This window comes from Bacillus sp. FSL M7-0558, assembly GCF_038003245.1.
Classification (GTDB): Bacteria; Bacillota; Bacilli; order Bacillales; family Bacillaceae; genus Bacillus; species Bacillus pumilus.
On the sequence record NZ_JBBOOU010000001.1, the window covers coordinates 2,741,971 to 2,755,281 of the forward strand.

Annotated in this window: 21 protein-coding genes; 12 read left to right on the plus strand and 9 right to left on the minus strand. The window is 40.8% G+C overall.

From position 1 onward, the window contains the following. Window positions 1-45 precede the first annotated feature (45 nt). Genes MHB79_RS13820 through MHB79_RS13830 form a run of 3 tightly spaced genes read left to right on the plus strand, consistent with a single transcriptional unit; the run spans window position 46 to window position 2,614 of the window. A complete protein-coding gene (locus tag MHB79_RS13820) occupies window positions 46-1,047 on the plus strand; it encodes an ABC transporter substrate-binding protein (protein ID WP_003217688.1) in 1,002 nt (333 codons plus the stop codon). 15 nt (window positions 1,048-1,062) lie between these two features. After that, the gene (locus MHB79_RS13825; protein ID WP_340989996.1) at window positions 1,063-1,833 is read left to right on the plus strand and encodes an ABC transporter ATP-binding protein; all 771 of its coding nucleotides are present in this window, start codon (window positions 1,063-1,065) and stop codon (window positions 1,831-1,833) included. A 34-nt stretch (window positions 1,834-1,867) separates the two neighbouring features. Further along, window positions 1,868-2,614, plus strand: coding sequence for an ABC transporter permease (locus MHB79_RS13830; RefSeq protein WP_371475125.1), 747 nt, complete (start codon window positions 1,868-1,870; stop codon window positions 2,612-2,614). A 30-nt stretch (window positions 2,615-2,644) separates the two neighbouring features. Here the strand turns inward: MHB79_RS13830 and ytkD are convergent, their stop codons facing one another. Further along, window positions 2,645-3,121 carry an RNA deprotection pyrophosphohydrolase gene (gene ytkD / locus MHB79_RS13835; protein WP_034665337.1) on the minus strand — a complete coding sequence of 159 codons (477 nt, stop codon included), beginning with the start codon at window positions 3,119-3,121 and terminating at the stop codon, window positions 2,645-2,647. A 248-nt stretch (window positions 3,122-3,369) separates the two neighbouring features. Between ytkD and MHB79_RS13840 the strand changes: the two genes are divergently transcribed. Next, window positions 3,370-4,023, plus strand: a complete 654-nt coding sequence (locus MHB79_RS13840; RefSeq protein WP_284906010.1) for a TerD family protein — start codon at window positions 3,370-3,372, stop codon at window positions 4,021-4,023. A 22-nt stretch (window positions 4,024-4,045) separates the two neighbouring features. Continuing rightward, the gene (locus tag MHB79_RS13845; RefSeq protein WP_003217675.1) at window positions 4,046-4,837 is read left to right on the plus strand and encodes an AIM24 family protein; all 792 of its coding nucleotides are present in this window, start codon (window positions 4,046-4,048) and stop codon (window positions 4,835-4,837) included. A 29-nt stretch (window positions 4,838-4,866) separates the two neighbouring features. On the opposite strand, the gene MHB79_RS13850 is transcribed toward MHB79_RS13845, so the two are convergent. The 4 genes from MHB79_RS13850 to MHB79_RS13865 form a co-directional block, all read right to left on the minus strand. Beyond that, complete coding sequence (locus tag MHB79_RS13850; RefSeq protein ID WP_003217683.1) at window positions 4,867-5,175, minus strand: hypothetical protein; 309 nt, start codon at window positions 5,173-5,175, stop codon at window positions 4,867-4,869. Between the two features lie 43 nt (window positions 5,176-5,218). Further along, window positions 5,219-5,623, minus strand: a complete 405-nt coding sequence (locus MHB79_RS13855; RefSeq protein WP_003217754.1) for a phage holin family protein — start codon at window positions 5,621-5,623, stop codon at window positions 5,219-5,221. Between the two features lie 156 nt (window positions 5,624-5,779). Beyond that, on the minus strand, window positions 5,780-5,971 hold the full coding sequence (locus MHB79_RS13860; protein WP_003217712.1) for a hypothetical protein: 192 nt from the start codon (window positions 5,969-5,971) through the stop codon (window positions 5,780-5,782). A gap of 125 nt (window positions 5,972-6,096) precedes the next feature. Next, entirely contained in the window at window positions 6,097-6,534 is a 438-nt protein-coding gene (locus MHB79_RS13865; RefSeq protein WP_003217576.1) for a Dps family protein, read from the minus strand. Window positions 6,535-6,665: 131 nt separating this feature from the next. On the opposite strand from MHB79_RS13865, the gene ytzI reads away from it, so the two are divergent. Then, on the plus strand, window positions 6,666-6,812 hold the full coding sequence (gene ytzI, locus MHB79_RS13870; protein ID WP_003217544.1) for a YtzI protein: 147 nt from the start codon (window positions 6,666-6,668) through the stop codon (window positions 6,810-6,812). 8 nt (window positions 6,813-6,820) lie between these two features. On the opposite strand, the gene MHB79_RS13875 is transcribed toward ytzI, so the two are convergent. Both MHB79_RS13875 and MHB79_RS13880 read right to left on the minus strand, forming a co-directional pair. Then, entirely contained in the window at window positions 6,821-7,255 is a 435-nt protein-coding gene (locus MHB79_RS13875; RefSeq protein ID WP_044142137.1) for a FixH family protein, read from the minus strand. A gap of 114 nt (window positions 7,256-7,369) precedes the next feature. Continuing rightward, complete coding sequence (locus MHB79_RS13880) at window positions 7,370-7,843, minus strand: S-ribosylhomocysteine lyase (protein ID WP_003217624.1); 474 nt, start codon at window positions 7,841-7,843, stop codon at window positions 7,370-7,372. A gap of 126 nt (window positions 7,844-7,969) precedes the next feature. Between MHB79_RS13880 and yidD the strand changes: the two genes are divergently transcribed. After that, the gene (gene yidD / locus MHB79_RS13885; protein WP_003217666.1) at window positions 7,970-8,194 is read left to right on the plus strand and encodes a membrane protein insertion efficiency factor YidD; all 225 of its coding nucleotides are present in this window, start codon (window positions 7,970-7,972) and stop codon (window positions 8,192-8,194) included. Window position 8,195: 1 nt separating this feature from the next. Here the strand turns inward: yidD and MHB79_RS13890 are convergent, their stop codons facing one another. Further along, on the minus strand, window positions 8,196-8,762 hold the full coding sequence (locus MHB79_RS13890) for a beta-class carbonic anhydrase (RefSeq protein WP_050943492.1): 567 nt from the start codon (window positions 8,760-8,762) through the stop codon (window positions 8,196-8,198). Between the two features lie 214 nt (window positions 8,763-8,976). On the opposite strand from MHB79_RS13890, the gene MHB79_RS13895 reads away from it, so the two are divergent. Further along, complete coding sequence (locus MHB79_RS13895; RefSeq protein WP_003217657.1) at window positions 8,977-9,966, plus strand: metal ABC transporter solute-binding protein, Zn/Mn family; 990 nt, start codon at window positions 8,977-8,979, stop codon at window positions 9,964-9,966. Between the two features lie 76 nt (window positions 9,967-10,042). On the opposite strand, the gene MHB79_RS13900 is transcribed toward MHB79_RS13895, so the two are convergent. After that, on the minus strand, window positions 10,043-10,285 hold the full coding sequence (locus MHB79_RS13900; protein ID WP_003217579.1) for a type B 50S ribosomal protein L31: 243 nt from the start codon (window positions 10,283-10,285) through the stop codon (window positions 10,043-10,045). A 176-nt stretch (window positions 10,286-10,461) separates the two neighbouring features. On the opposite strand from MHB79_RS13900, the gene MHB79_RS13905 reads away from it, so the two are divergent. The 4 genes from MHB79_RS13905 to MHB79_RS13920 all read left to right on the plus strand — a co-directional run bounded on the left by MHB79_RS13905 (window position 10,462) and on the right by MHB79_RS13920 (window position 13,305). Continuing rightward, window positions 10,462-11,793 (plus strand): cytochrome ubiquinol oxidase subunit I, encoded by a 1,332-nt coding sequence (locus MHB79_RS13905; RefSeq protein WP_003217550.1) that lies wholly within the window; start codon window positions 10,462-10,464, stop codon window positions 11,791-11,793. Window positions 11,794-11,814: 21 nt separating this feature from the next. Beyond that, window positions 11,815-12,861 carry a cytochrome d ubiquinol oxidase subunit II gene (locus tag MHB79_RS13910; RefSeq protein WP_170966031.1) on the plus strand — a complete coding sequence of 349 codons (1,047 nt, stop codon included), beginning with the start codon at window positions 11,815-11,817 and terminating at the stop codon, window positions 12,859-12,861. Between the two features lie 68 nt (window positions 12,862-12,929). Beyond that, window positions 12,930-13,088, plus strand: coding sequence for a DUF1540 domain-containing protein (locus tag MHB79_RS13915; RefSeq protein WP_008360682.1), 159 nt, complete (start codon window positions 12,930-12,932; stop codon window positions 13,086-13,088). A 25-nt stretch (window positions 13,089-13,113) separates the two neighbouring features. Continuing rightward, window positions 13,114-13,305, plus strand: a complete 192-nt coding sequence (locus MHB79_RS13920; RefSeq protein ID WP_050943488.1) for a hypothetical protein — start codon at window positions 13,114-13,116, stop codon at window positions 13,303-13,305. Window positions 13,306-13,311: the final 6 nt, after the last annotated feature.

Consider the following 13,311-nt stretch of genomic DNA (forward strand, 5'->3'; position numbering starts at 1 on the left):
TCACATACTTTAATAGTGATCTAGAACAAAGGAGGCGAATTACTCTTGAATCGTTCCATCAAAGTCAGACTGGCATTCATCGTCGTCGTCCTGCTCTTTATTCCATTTGTCGCCTGTAAAAAAGAACAGGAGCAGACCGTACAAGTAGCCGAGGTGACCCATTCGGTCTTTTATGCTCCGCTATATGTCGCCTTATCAGAGGATTTCTTCAAAGAAGAAGGCCTGGAGGTTGAACTAAAAACCACTTGGGGCGGCGATAAAACGATGACAGCTCTCTTATCAGGCGGTGCTGATATCGCACTGACCGGGTCTGAATCCTCTATCTATGTAGAGGCTCAAGACACAAAGGATTCTGTCATAAACTTTGCACAGCTGACGCAAACAGACGGCACATTTCTTGTTTCAAGGGAGAAAGTAAACCAATTCTCTTGGGATCAATTAAAAGGTAAAGATTTCTTAGGACAGCGGAAAGGCGGCATGCCGCAAATGGTCGGTGAATATGTCTTGAAAAAAGAAGGCATTGATGTAAAAAAGGATCTTCGTATGATTCAAAATATTGATTTTGCCAACATTTCAGGTGCGTTCTCCTCTGGAACTGGCGATTTTGTACAGTTATTCGAACCGACCGCTTCCTTACTCGAAAAAGAAGGTAAAGGGTACATTACCGCCTCCTTTGGAGAAGCTTCTGGCAAGGTGCCATATACCACCTTCATGGCAAAGAAGAGTTACTTAGAGGAAAACAAAGAGACCGCTGAAGCCTTCACCCGAGCCATTTACAAAGCGCAGAAATGGGTAGAAGCCAAGCAGCCTGAGGAGATTGCAAAGGCCATTCAAGCTCATTTTCCTGATACAGACCTTGATGTCTTATCAACTGCCATCAAACGCTACAAACAGCAAGATTCCTATGCAACAGATCCCCTTCTAAATGAAGAAGAATGGAACAAATTGCAGGAAATCATGAAGGAGAGCGGTGAATTGCCGGAATTTATTCCGTACAAACAACTTGTCGATTCATCCATTGCAAAGAAGGTCACAGATCACAAATAGAATAGGAGGTAGCACATGTCTTTCCTTCAAATTGACCATGTGACCCATACGTACTTCTCTTTAAAAGAAAAAACAACAGCTATACAGCACATCAATATGGAGATAGACCAAGGTGAATTCATCTCATTTATTGGTCCCAGCGGCTGCGGAAAAACCACCTTGCTGTCTATCATCGCAGGAATTACGCCGCCCTCTGAAGGTCGAATTTTAATCGAAGGAAAAGAACCAAATCAACAGGAGCATCAAATCGGCTATATGCTCCAGCAAGATTATTTGTTTCCTTGGAAGACCATCAAGGAAAATGTCATTCTCGGGTTAAAAATTGCGAAACAAGATTCACATGAGTCCGTCTCAGCTGCCCTTGATTTACTGCCAAAGTTTGGACTGCCTGAAGTAGAGGAAAAATATCCGAAGGAGCTGTCTGGCGGAATGAGGCAGCGTGCGGCTCTCGCCCGAACGCTTGCAGTTGATCCCGGTCTGCTTTTACTAGATGAGCCATTTTCAGCGCTAGACTACCAAACCAAACTCACATTAGAAGATCTCGTCTTTCACACATTAAAAGACTATCAAAAAACAGCGGTTCTTGTGACACATGACATTGGCGAAGCCATTGCGATGAGTGACCGCATTTTCTTATTCTCAAAGCATCCAGGCTCTATCCAGCGAATCTTTACCGTTCCAGACGACATAAGGGCTCTCTCTCCTTTTGAAGCGAGACAGACCCCGCATTTCCAAGAGCTCTTTCAAACGATTTGGAAGGAGCTGAAAACAGTTGAAACACAGTGACCTTTTACATGAAGCCTATCGCAAAAAATACCGAATGGAAAAACGGATCACACGTATCTATCAGCTCATCATATTCGCCAGCTTCTTTTCGCTTTGGGAGCTTGCCAGTCATTTCAGGTTCATTGATCCGCTTATTTTCAGTTCACCCTCTGCGGTCTGCCAATTGTTTGTGCAAAAAATTCAAGATGGTTCTCTAATGAATCATATGAGTATTACATTATTTGAAACGGTGCTCGGTTTTCTACTTGGTACCTTTTGCGGCATTTTGCTCGCTGCCGCCTTATGGTGGTCCACCCGATTAGCAAACGTTCTTGATCCTTATTTAGTCATTTTAAATGCCATGCCGAAAGTTGCCCTCGCCCCCATTTTAATTGTTGCCCTTGGACCTGGTATGATCAGCATCGTCGCCATGGGTGCGATCATTAGTGTGATCATTACGACGATCGTCATTTACACTGCCTTTCAAGAGGTCGATGAGAATTATTTAAAGGTGATGAAAACCTTTGGCGCAAAAAAAAGCGTCGTCTTTCGTGAGGTCATTTTGCCAGCTAGTATTCCAACGATGATTTCTGCCATCAAAGTGAATGTTGGTCTTTCTTGGGTTGGGGTCATTGTAGGGGAATTTCTTGTATCCTCAAAAGGGCTCGGCTACATGATCATTTACGGCTTTCAAGTCTTCAACTTTACACTCGTGTTCTTAAGTCTTTTCATTATTGCTGTGTTTGCGACCATCATGTACCAGCTTGTGGAATGGCTCGAACGCCGTTTTCTCCAAAAATAAAAAGCACAGGGAGATCTCCCTGCGCTTTTTTTAACGAATCAAACCGTTCTTTTCTAAATAAGCAAGACTTTGTCTTAACACATCATCTTTCATAATAAAACTGAAATTCTTATTTTTTGCGATGGATCTTGGCAAGTCTGCGAAAAGAACAGGTCCTTTCGTTTCAAAATACGTGTCTTGCTTCACTAGCCTTTCAATATCAGCGAAATAAATATTTTTTACGATGACCTTTTCTCTGCCTAGCACCTGATACTGACCAATATACGTTAATTCACGAACAACAGCACCCGTCTCTTCTTGAATCTCACGTATAGCGGCTTGGTCTGCTTCTTCATTTGGCTCAACTTTCCCTCCTGGAAACTCATAGCCCCGATCCTCATGTTCAGTGAGCAGCCATTTCCCCTGGTAACGGCAGATAGCCCAAACATGCTTTGGATGACTTGAAAAAGGCTTCTCTTCAAAGGAGAGCTTGACCGTATTATGATAATAGTCTTTAAATACATGCATGTGAAATCCCTCATATCCTGTCCTTGCTTCTTGTAAAACATCATACCACAGATCACATTTCTCTGAAGAATTTTTATCAAAAGTGAAACAAACGAGTGGTTTCATTTCGTCTGTATTTAAAATGAGGTCTAGTTGCTAAAACCTTTTTATCATCCCCAACTTCACCCTATTTTAATCATGAAACCTTTTATCCCTTGATGACGTAAATCAATTAGTGTTTGTCCTATTACGACAAGGAGGAAAACAGCATGAGGATAACAAATGGGTCAAAACAAGAAAAAGATCAATCGCTTACGCCCAGTAAAATTGAAAAAGATGACGCCCCTCATGAGGTGATCAAGAAACACCTCATCAAAGGGCAAAAGCTAGATTTAACTAAAGACAATCCAAATATCGACCAAATTCAAATCGGGCTTGGCTGGGATTTGGCTGGCCAGCCAATTGATTTAGATACGCAAGTGTTTCTCTTAAATGAAGAGGACAAACTGTTGTCTCCAAGCCATCTGATCTATTATCATCAGCAGCAGAGCTTAGACGGAGCTGTTCGCCATCTTGGTGATCATCAAGTTGGCGGCGGAAATCGAGACAATGAAATGATCATTATGCAATTAAGCAGAGTCTCTCCTGATATTCATAAAATCGTTGTAACAGCCACGATACATGATGCACACGAGCACAAGCATCATTTTGGACAAGTGACGAACGCTTATGTGCATCTGACTGATCAAATATCACAACAAGAGATTTGTACCTTTCAATTAACAGAAGATTATTCGTATTGTACCTCCATCATTTGCGCCCAACTCATAAGAGATGAGGAAGAATGGAAAATTATCGCCACCGGACAAGGAACTACGCTAGATTTAAATGATTTATGCCGCATCTATGGATTCACATCTTGACGCAGGAAAGGAGCCGGCACCAATGGGATTTCAATTCAACACAATAGAAGAACTCACTTTACAAGCAGAAGGCAGCGGAATCTTTTTTGCGAAAAAAGGCGCAATGATTGCCGATCAAGGTACGTTTCAATACCGCAAACGACTACTCGGTACGAACAAAGGAAATATGGTCAGTCAAGTATTTAACCATATCAGCAGAAAATTGACAGGTGAAAACCTTGAGGTGATGGAAGTAAGTGGACAAGGTACTTGTTATTTGGCTGATTCCAGCGAGCACGTGACAGTGATTAACCTTGAGCCGAGCGGTCCTTGGCAGCATGTAAGTGTAGAAAGTGAGGATTTACTTGCCTTTACTGAGGAATGTCATTACGGCGTGACACCAGTAGGCGTAGGGATTTTATCACAGAAAGGACTGTTTACATCAAAGCTCTCCTATCAAGGCCACGGGGCGCAGGTCGCCATTAAAACAAATGGAAACCCGCTCATTTTAAAAGCCCCTTGCCGTGTAGACCCTGACGCCATCGTCGCTTGGACAGGTAAAGCACCGAAGGTCAAATTAGATGTGAACTGGAAGACCCTCATCGGACAAACATCTGGTGAATCCTACTTATTTGAGTTCCAAGAACAAGACCAAATTGTCATTATCCAGCCATCTGAGCGTACATCCGGCTTACGGGTTGGTTTAGATGATAACCGTTATAAGCCTCAGAGCCAGAACTCCTCCCATGAATTCACTAATTCACAGACATCTCAGCAAGAGAATAGAGGCGGGCTTAGTGATCTGATCGGAGGCATCTTACAACCGCGAAAATAAAAGCATGTAGAAAATCTCTACATGCTTTTTCAATTCATTAATCCATTTGTTTCAATAAAGTTCTTTGTCTCTTCATTCCCGAGCTCGAAAATCATTGAGTATATCTCTTTTCTTTTTCGATCCATTTCATCATTCGGACTGTCATAATGATATTCAAGATACGGAACATGCGCTCGAAAGAAGCCTTTCCAATCTGTCATATACTGTTCATCGAAATAGTCTCTCAGCTGCAAAATTTGATCATCGTCTGCTTCTATTTGAAATTGCCAAGCCGCCGCATCTCTATGCTGAGATATCGACCCATCCTGTACGGATACATAATATGTGTGTCTCGTCATCTGATTCATCCTTTTTCCTTTAGTATGACCAGATATGAAGAAATTACGGCTTTTTGCGCAATTTATTTTTTAACATGTCCAACACATCAATAAACAACTGTGGAATGGGAATTCCGAGGGCATTGGCTGTCGAGACGATTTGGTAAGATTCATAAATAATATAGAAGATGATCGCTAAATCCTTAATCATCCCATTTGTCTTCAGCATGACATCGAAGAAATGCGCCATGGATATTAAGGAGACCGTCACAATCTTTCGAACAAGCCGTGTAGAAAAACGTTTCATTGTGAGCTGTCCTGTCAAAGATTCTCTTAGGCTTGAACAAATTAATTCAATGGCCATGAGTGTTACTAATATCATCAGTAAATATCCTGCTCCACCAAACAGAAAGCCCATCGCTGACAAACTGACTGTAAACAACGAAAAGATGCCTAAATCTTTGCTCACTTGGCATCAACATCCTTTCAGAGTGGAACTCCTTACCTCAATAGTATATGCCAGCTCCTCGCAATAGCTTGGACGACAAAAAATAAAGGCGTCGCCTTTTAAATCAGAGAGAGTGATGACAAGAAAAAAAGCCGCCTTGTGCGGCGGCTTCCATCTTTAGACTCTCACATCAATAAAGCGAGCGTCTGAATCCTTTGGTTGAACAGCTTGAGGCTGCTGCTGAACTTGATCCAGCATGACCATGGCTTGTGCTGTATTCGTAGCAAGCTGTGAATTCAACAAACTAATATTAAGTGTTTTTTGAATGCTCGCGACTTGCTGACTCATCATTCCTGCAATAGAAGACATCTTCTCCCCTCCCTTCTCTTTTCTCTTCGGCTGAAAGCCCTATGATTTCAATGGGCTGTCTGTCCCGATTCCAACAAAAAAGGAATGTCGATCTCTTCATGATCGACATTCCTTCCACATACGTATTATCCTAAAAATGCTTTAAGCATCCAGTTGTGTTTCTCAATAGATTGATGAATCGCAAGCAGCATATCACCTGTTGTTTCATCGCCAACTTCTCCAGCCAGCTCCATTCCTTGCTTTAATTCCTCAGCGATATTGGAGAAATCATCATATAGATTTTTCACCATTTGCTCCGCTGATTCATTACCTTCAGCTTCTTGAATGCTAGAAATTTCTAAGCATTCTTTCATTGTCGCAACAGGCTGTCCATTTAACGCAAGCATACGCTCAGCCAAATCATCAATGTACGTCGCTGTTTCTGTATAAAGTTCCTCAAATTTCTCATGGAGTGTAAAGAAGTCTTTTCCCTTTACGTACCAGTGATAGTTATGTAATTTTACGTAAAGCACAGTCCAATCAGCTACTTGTTTATTAACGACGTTTAATAATTTTTCAGACATGTTTATTCCTCCTTATGTAATTGCGTTTAGTATGAGAATACCCTTTTCCTATTATACTGAAACCTGCCATGAATTTCTTCTATTTTGACTGCATGAAATATATGTTAATATGGAAATAAGGAGGGAGTTAGATGCTGCTACTTGGGATTATCAGCTTTATCATTATCTCAATCGTTGTCTTTTTATCACTATGGACAACATCGAAGGCTTATGAATATAAGCATAAAGTCGATTCACCACAGGATGCTGAACCAAACCAACGTCCTAACCCGAAATAAAATGACACTTAATGATGTGAGGTTTCTTCTTCAGTAGATGAACTCTCTTTTTTCACATCACCTACATGGATATTTGTCTTTGGCATATTATGCTGCTGTTTAGCTGTCACATGGACTTGTATGATATAAAGGCCATCTTTTTTAAAGGCTGTATGCAATTCATATACACCTTTGTTCTCTTTCTTTGGCTGAATCATCTTGCTGTTATCCTTATCGCCATCTTTCCACACTTCAAATTGAACTTCGTCTGCATCATCAACAGGCGTATCACCATATGTGACAGCTGCTTTTACTATAACGCTTTCATTTTTCTCCACTTGTTCAGGTCCTGTAAGCTTCACTTCTAATAGCTCAGGTACCTCCCCTTTGCCACTATTTGCTGCAGAGTTCCCACATGCACTTAGTAACAAGAGCATCAATATCATTCCCAACATTTTTCGCATCCCGAGTTCCCCCTTCTTTTACTGACATGTCCATTTTAACAAATATCCCCTATTTTGACATCTCATGATCGAATACAAAAAAACCGGACATCATCATGTCCGGTTTATGATCGATTAACCAAATACTTTTAGAAGCTCTTCTTGATCTTGAGAAAGCCAGAAACGCATCAAACGTTTTGCCCCTTCAAGGTCATGAAGCTTCGCTTGACCGCATTGCTCTTCGTTTGCAGCAGGAATCTCTGTTACCTCAACTGCATCCTTGAATGTTGCATCAAGAAGTTCAACGATTTCTTTTGGAGTTGGTGCACCACTGACCACTAAATAGTAGCCTGTCTGGCAGCCCATTGGAGAAATATCAATGATATCAAAATGGTCGTATTTCTCTGAGTGTGTTCTAATGTTAAACGCAAGTAAATGCTCTAATGTATGAATCGTATCAGGTTTCATTGCTTGTTTGTTTGGCTGACAAAAACGAATATCAAATTTATTGACTTCTCCATCTGATCCCACTTTATGAACGCCACAATGACGAACGTATGGCGCTTTTACAGCATTATGATCAAGTTCAAAGCTTTCAACTGAAGGCATAATCACCACTCCTATAATTGCAATTTCCTATATTATAACATATTTCTCCGACCAGTTTAGTTTATAAAACTTTCCTTCCTTGTCCTTTTTTCTTATACTGTGGAAGACAGACAAGGAGGAACTTCTATGAAACAAATTTTTATCGGCATCATACGCTTTTATCAAAAGTGTATTTCCCCTCTTACACCGCCTAGCTGCCGGTTTTACCCAACATGCTCAAACTACGGGCTAGAAGCGATCAAAACGCATGGCGCTTTAAAAGGCGGCTGGCTCACCATCAAACGGATTTTAAAATGTCATCCGCTCCATCCTGGCGGCATCGATCCTGTCCCGCCGAAAAAGGAAAAATAAATTATTTTTCTTCATATCCGTTGACGACTACGTCAAGCTTGCCAGTTCCTGGATCAATGACAAGACCGTGCACAGGCACATTTGATGGGAGAAGCGGGTGATTTTTGACAACGGACACACTGTCCTTCACGCTCTCTTCAACCGAACTAAAGCTTTTGAGCCACTGTTTAAAATCGATTCCTGAGTATTCCAGTACTTCAATACGTTTTTCTGGGATACCACGCTCAATGGCTTTGTTTAAAAGTGTTTGGCTGTCTATTTTGCTCATACCGCAATCATGATGCCCAATGACATAAACCTCGTCAGCATTTAATTCATAAACAGCCACTAAAATGCTTCGCATAATACTTCCAAATGGATGAGACACAAGAGCACCAGCACTTTTAACGATCTTGATATCTCCATTTCTCATGTTCATTGCACGTGGAAGCAACTCGACAAGTCTTGTATCCATACATGACAGAATGACAGATTTTTTCTGTGGAAACTTCGTTGTTGTAAATTCTTCGTATTTCTTTTCTTCAATAAATTGTTGATTATATTCGATGATTTCTTCTAAAAGTTTCATACGTTGTCCATTCCTTTATCTTTTTTTAAAAATAAATATAGCACAATGTGAGAAATTTCGTCACGTTTTGCAGCGCATTTTTTTAAAAGGAAACATCTGCTGTTGAAAATTTTTTATTTTCCTCTTTTCAAATCGTAATTATTACGATACAATAACTCAGGACATTAAATCGTAATCATTTCTATCTAATAGATTGAGAGGAGACATTTTTCACATGAAAAAAATCTTTTATATGTTAACAGCTGCTTTATTTGCGATCGGTCTTGCCGCTTGCTCAAGCAGTGCGGGGACAAATGCTTCAAAAGGGAAAGCAGACGGAAAACTAACCGTTTACACCACAATTTTCCCGATTCAAGATTTCACTGAAAAAATTGGTGGTTCTCATGTTCATGCGCAAAGCGTGTACCCTGCCAATGCAGATGCACACAGCTTTGAACCAAGTTCAAAAACGATGGTTGAAATGGCTGAAGGAGACGCCTTCATCTACAGCGGCACAGGCGCTGAAGCATTCGCTGACAAAACCGCTTCTACGTTAAAAGACCAAGGCGTGAAAACAGTCAAAGCAGCCGAAGGCATCAAATTGTTATCGACAAAAGAAGAGCATTCACATGAAGAAGGCGAAGACCATGATCACGATCATGAAGGGGAAGATCATGACCATGATGGACACGATCACGGAGATAAAGATCCTCATGCATGGTTAGACCCTGTTTATGCACAGCAAATGGCAAAAAACATTAAAGATACACTCGTTTCATTAGATCCAGATCATAAAGACGAATACACAAAAAACTATGAAAAACTAAAAAAGGATTTGCAATCGCTAGATCAAGAGTTCAACACAACGTTATCTAAAGCAAAACATAAAGAAATCCTTGTTTCCCACGCAGCCTACGGTTATTGGGAAAAGCGCTACGGCATTGAACAAATCAGTGTATTAGGGTTATCCGCTTCTGAAGAGCCTTCACAAAAGCAGCTCGAAAGCATTGTACAAAAAGCTGAAAAGCATCACATTCAATATGTGATTTTTGAAAACAACGTCAGCAGCAAAGTCTCAGATACGATCCGCAGTGAAATTGGGGCAAAAAGCCTCACACTTAAAAATCTAGAATCTATTACTGAAGATGATGCCAAAAATGGAGAAAGCTACGTCAGCTTAATGAAACAAAATCTAAAGACCTTAAAAACCGCTTTAAATGATTAATTGTTAAAATCCCGGATGATTATTCGGGGTTTTTTGCTGTAAAAAAAGCACACCATTGTAGGGTGTGCTTTTTATATTACATTTGATACTTTTTCTTAAACAACTCGGCTCTTCCGCCTTTTTCTCCGAACTTTTGGCGTCCTGTATAAAAAGGATGCGTATCAGAGCTTGTTTCTACTTTAATGACAGGATACGTTTTCCCATCTTCCCATTCTACTGTCTCATTGGATGACTTTGTCGATTTACTCAAAAAGCGGTAACCGCTGTTTACGTCCATAAATACAACTTCATGTGAGGTTGGATGAATATCTCTTTTCAATGTCAAAACTCCTTTCGTTATCAAAACGTAATTATTACGTTTTATATTTATATTCTACTCCCTCTCTTACAACTTGTCAAAAATCAAGCTTTCTTAGTCAGGAAGAATAATCTAAAAATGGTGGAGAATAATAACATCATGAAAAAGAGAAGCGATAAGAAAGGCGGAGAAAAAAATTGACTGATCTCGTTTTAGCTAGAAGCCTGTTCGGCACAACCATGGGCTTTCACATTATTTATGCCTCGCTTGGTGTCGGCATCCCGCTAATGATTTTGTTAGCTGAACTCATCTTCCAAAAAACGAAGGACCCTCACTATGCTGTCATGGCGAAACGGTGGACGAAAGCGCAGGCTGTCTTGTTAGGTGTCGCCATTCCAACAGGCACGATTGCTGGTACCCAGCTCGCTCTTCTATGGCCAGGTTTTATGGAGGTCATCGGAAAGGTCATGTCACTGCCATTTCAGATTGAAATTTATGCGTTCTTTATTGAAGCATTATTTATGTCTATTTATGTGTACGCAGCGGATCGCCTATCACCTGCTATGCGCATCATTACTGTTATTTTTGTCGTGATTGGTGCAGCCGCTTCAGCGATTCTGATCACAAACGTACATGCGTTTGAAGGTACTCCTGCTGGCTTTCAAATGGTCAATGGAGAAATTACGAATATCGAGCCCTGGAAGGCCTTTTTCAATCCAAGCTTTGTCGTAACTGCGACACATGTCGTGCTGTCTGCTTTTACAACAGGTGCTTTTGTGATTGCATCAGTGGCAGCTTTTAAAATGCTTAAAACAAGAAAGAATGAGAAACTCTATACGTTTCATCGAAAAGCCCTTTTTCTTGGACTTATTGTAGGCGGCCTCTTCTCATTTCTTACGGCCATAAATGGTCATGAGTCTGCTCAGCTTCTGTATGAATATCAGCCAGAAAAATTAGCTGGTGCTGAAGGTTTATTTGAAACACAATCACATGCACCGCTCGCAATAGGTGGTTTTACTGATGCTGATTCAAAGGAAATTAAAGGAGCAATTGAAATCCCTTGGGCGCTTAGCTTTCTGGCAGGAAATAGCTTTGATACGGTGGTCAAAGGATTAAATGATTTCCCTCGTGACGAGTGGCCGCCTTTATTTATTCACACGTTATTTAACGGCATGGTCATTATTGGCTCAGTTCTCATTTTGTTTGCGGTGTTAGCACTGCTTTACCGTAAAATTTTAAAACGCGAGCATTATCCGAAGTGGCTCCTTTTTCTTTACTTATTCGGCGGGCCCCTTAGTCTTTTGGCCATTGAGTTCGGCTGGATCTTTGCATGTACAGGCCGTCAGCCATGGGTCATTTATCGAATGCTCAAAACCTCAGAGGTCGTCACATCATCAGGCTCGATCGGTACGCTCTTTATCCTTTTTGCCATTGTCTATCTCATCTTAGGCATAGCAACTGTGATTGTGCTGACGTACTACTTTAGAAAACATTCGATTGAAGAAGACCTACGGTTAACAGAATCTTAAAAAGGAGCGATCAAGATGCAAATGGATGTGACAACTGATGCACTCATTGCAATCACCATCTTATGGGGGTTCGTTTTTATCTATGCAGTGATGGCATCAATGGATTTCGGCGCAGGATTTTGGTCCATGATTTATATGAATAAAGAACAAACAAAGGCCGCTAATATCGCAAATAAGTACCTTTCTCCAACATGGGAAGTAACTAACGTATTCATTGTGGCAATTGTTGTCGCATTGTTTAGTATGTTTCCAGGTGCGACCTTTGTCCTTGGTACTGTTTTATTAATACCCGGCAGCATTATATTATTGCTTCTTGCACTGCGAAGCGGGTTTCTCGTGTTTTCTCATTCTCTTCCTAAAAAATACAGAAAAGCAGTGACTTACATTTCAGGGATTAGCGGCTTTATCATTCCATCGATCCTGATCATGGTTCTTCCGATTACTCATGGTGGATTTATCTTTGAGGAGAACAACAACTACTCATTAGATCTTGGACTGGTCTTTACGAGTGCAAATGTCTATTCTTTTGTCGGCTTTGCCATTTTCAGCACCCTTTTTCTTTCGTCATTGCTTTTAGCTGATTTCTCGAATGTGGCTGATGAAGATGAAGCTTACAGCATTTATAGAAGAGGAGCGCTCATTACGGGTCCGCTTTCACTCATGATGGCCTTTTTCATCATGCTGACATTAAGAAGCGAGGCAAATTGGCTGTTCACAAAAATGATGCAGAACATCCCTATTCTTCTTGTATCACTCCTGATGTTTTTGCTAGCAGGGCTGGCTCTATTTTTACCAAATAGTCGGTTTAAGCATAGAAAAGGCCGGCCTCGTTTAGCTGTCATTGCGATTACCATTCAATATTTTTTAGCAAGCTATGTGTACGGACGTGCCCATTTGCCTTATATGGCCTATCCGGATATTACAATCATGTCTGGATTTACAGACCCTGTGACATTTAGAGCATTATTTATCACGTATATTGTAGGTTTTATCATCTTATTCCCTGGGTTCTATTTCTTCTGGAAATTGTTTATGAAGGATAAGCGCTATATTCGCCAGGAAGATTAACGTGAATGGATGAGGTTCATTTCGGTTACATTATAGAAGAAAGACATACTCAAAAGGAGGTCATCTGTATGAGTCAAAAAATCCTTTGTGAAGTCAATAACTGTTCCTATTGGAATGCTGGAAACCGCTGTGGGGCAGATGCAATCTATGTCGTCAGCCACACAGGAAATACGGCTGAAAAAAGTGAAGAAACGGATTGTAAAACGTTTAAACCACAAGATCTTTAAGTCTCATTTAAGGAGGCGCTTCGCATTGAAACACGATCGGCTGCTTCAAACGTTTTTTTATGAAATTCACGACGCGGACGAAGCCGCATTTTATCAGGCTGCTCACTCCTTTTTAAACCTTTGGGATTATGAATATGGCCATGCAGCAGACATGCCCAGTGAAATGAATCACTATATTGGACAGCTTGCTTATGACAGCGAACTGGTAGAAGAGTAAGAAAGA

Coding starts and splice junctions, on each gene's coding strand:
- MHB79_RS13825 (WP_340989996.1), top strand. CDS start 1,063: ATGTCTTTCCTTCAAATTGACCATGTGACCCATACGTACTTCTCTTTA.
- MHB79_RS13830 (WP_371475125.1), top strand. CDS start 1,868: ATGGAAAAACGGATCACACGTATCTATCAGCTCATCATATTCGCCAGC.
- ytkD (WP_034665337.1), bottom strand. CDS start 3,121: ATGCATGTATTTAAAGACTATTATCATAATACGGTCAAGCTCTCCTTT.
- MHB79_RS13840 (WP_284906010.1), top strand. CDS start 3,370: ATGAGGATAACAAATGGGTCAAAACAAGAAAAAGATCAATCGCTTACG.
- MHB79_RS13845 (WP_003217675.1), top strand. CDS start 4,046: ATGGGATTTCAATTCAACACAATAGAAGAACTCACTTTACAAGCAGAA.
- MHB79_RS13850 (WP_003217683.1), bottom strand. CDS start 5,175: ATGACGAGACACACATATTATGTATCCGTACAGGATGGGTCGATATCT.
- MHB79_RS13860 (WP_003217712.1), bottom strand. CDS start 5,971: ATGTCTTCTATTGCAGGAATGATGAGTCAGCAAGTCGCGAGCATTCAA.
- MHB79_RS13865 (WP_003217576.1), bottom strand. CDS start 6,534: ATGTCTGAAAAATTATTAAACGTCGTTAATAAACAAGTAGCTGATTGG.
- ytzI (WP_003217544.1), top strand. CDS start 6,666: ATGCTGCTACTTGGGATTATCAGCTTTATCATTATCTCAATCGTTGTC.
- MHB79_RS13875 (WP_044142137.1), bottom strand. CDS start 7,255: ATGCGAAAAATGTTGGGAATGATATTGATGCTCTTGTTACTAAGTGCA.
- MHB79_RS13880 (WP_003217624.1), bottom strand. CDS start 7,843: ATGCCTTCAGTTGAAAGCTTTGAACTTGATCATAATGCTGTAAAAGCG.
- yidD (WP_003217666.1), top strand. CDS start 7,970: ATGAAACAAATTTTTATCGGCATCATACGCTTTTATCAAAAGTGTATT.
- MHB79_RS13890 (WP_050943492.1), bottom strand. CDS start 8,762: ATGAAACTTTTAGAAGAAATCATCGAATATAATCAACAATTTATTGAA.
- MHB79_RS13895 (WP_003217657.1), top strand. CDS start 8,977: ATGAAAAAAATCTTTTATATGTTAACAGCTGCTTTATTTGCGATCGGT.
- MHB79_RS13910 (WP_170966031.1), top strand. CDS start 11,815: ATGGATGTGACAACTGATGCACTCATTGCAATCACCATCTTATGGGGG.
- MHB79_RS13915 (WP_008360682.1), top strand. CDS start 12,930: ATGAGTCAAAAAATCCTTTGTGAAGTCAATAACTGTTCCTATTGGAAT.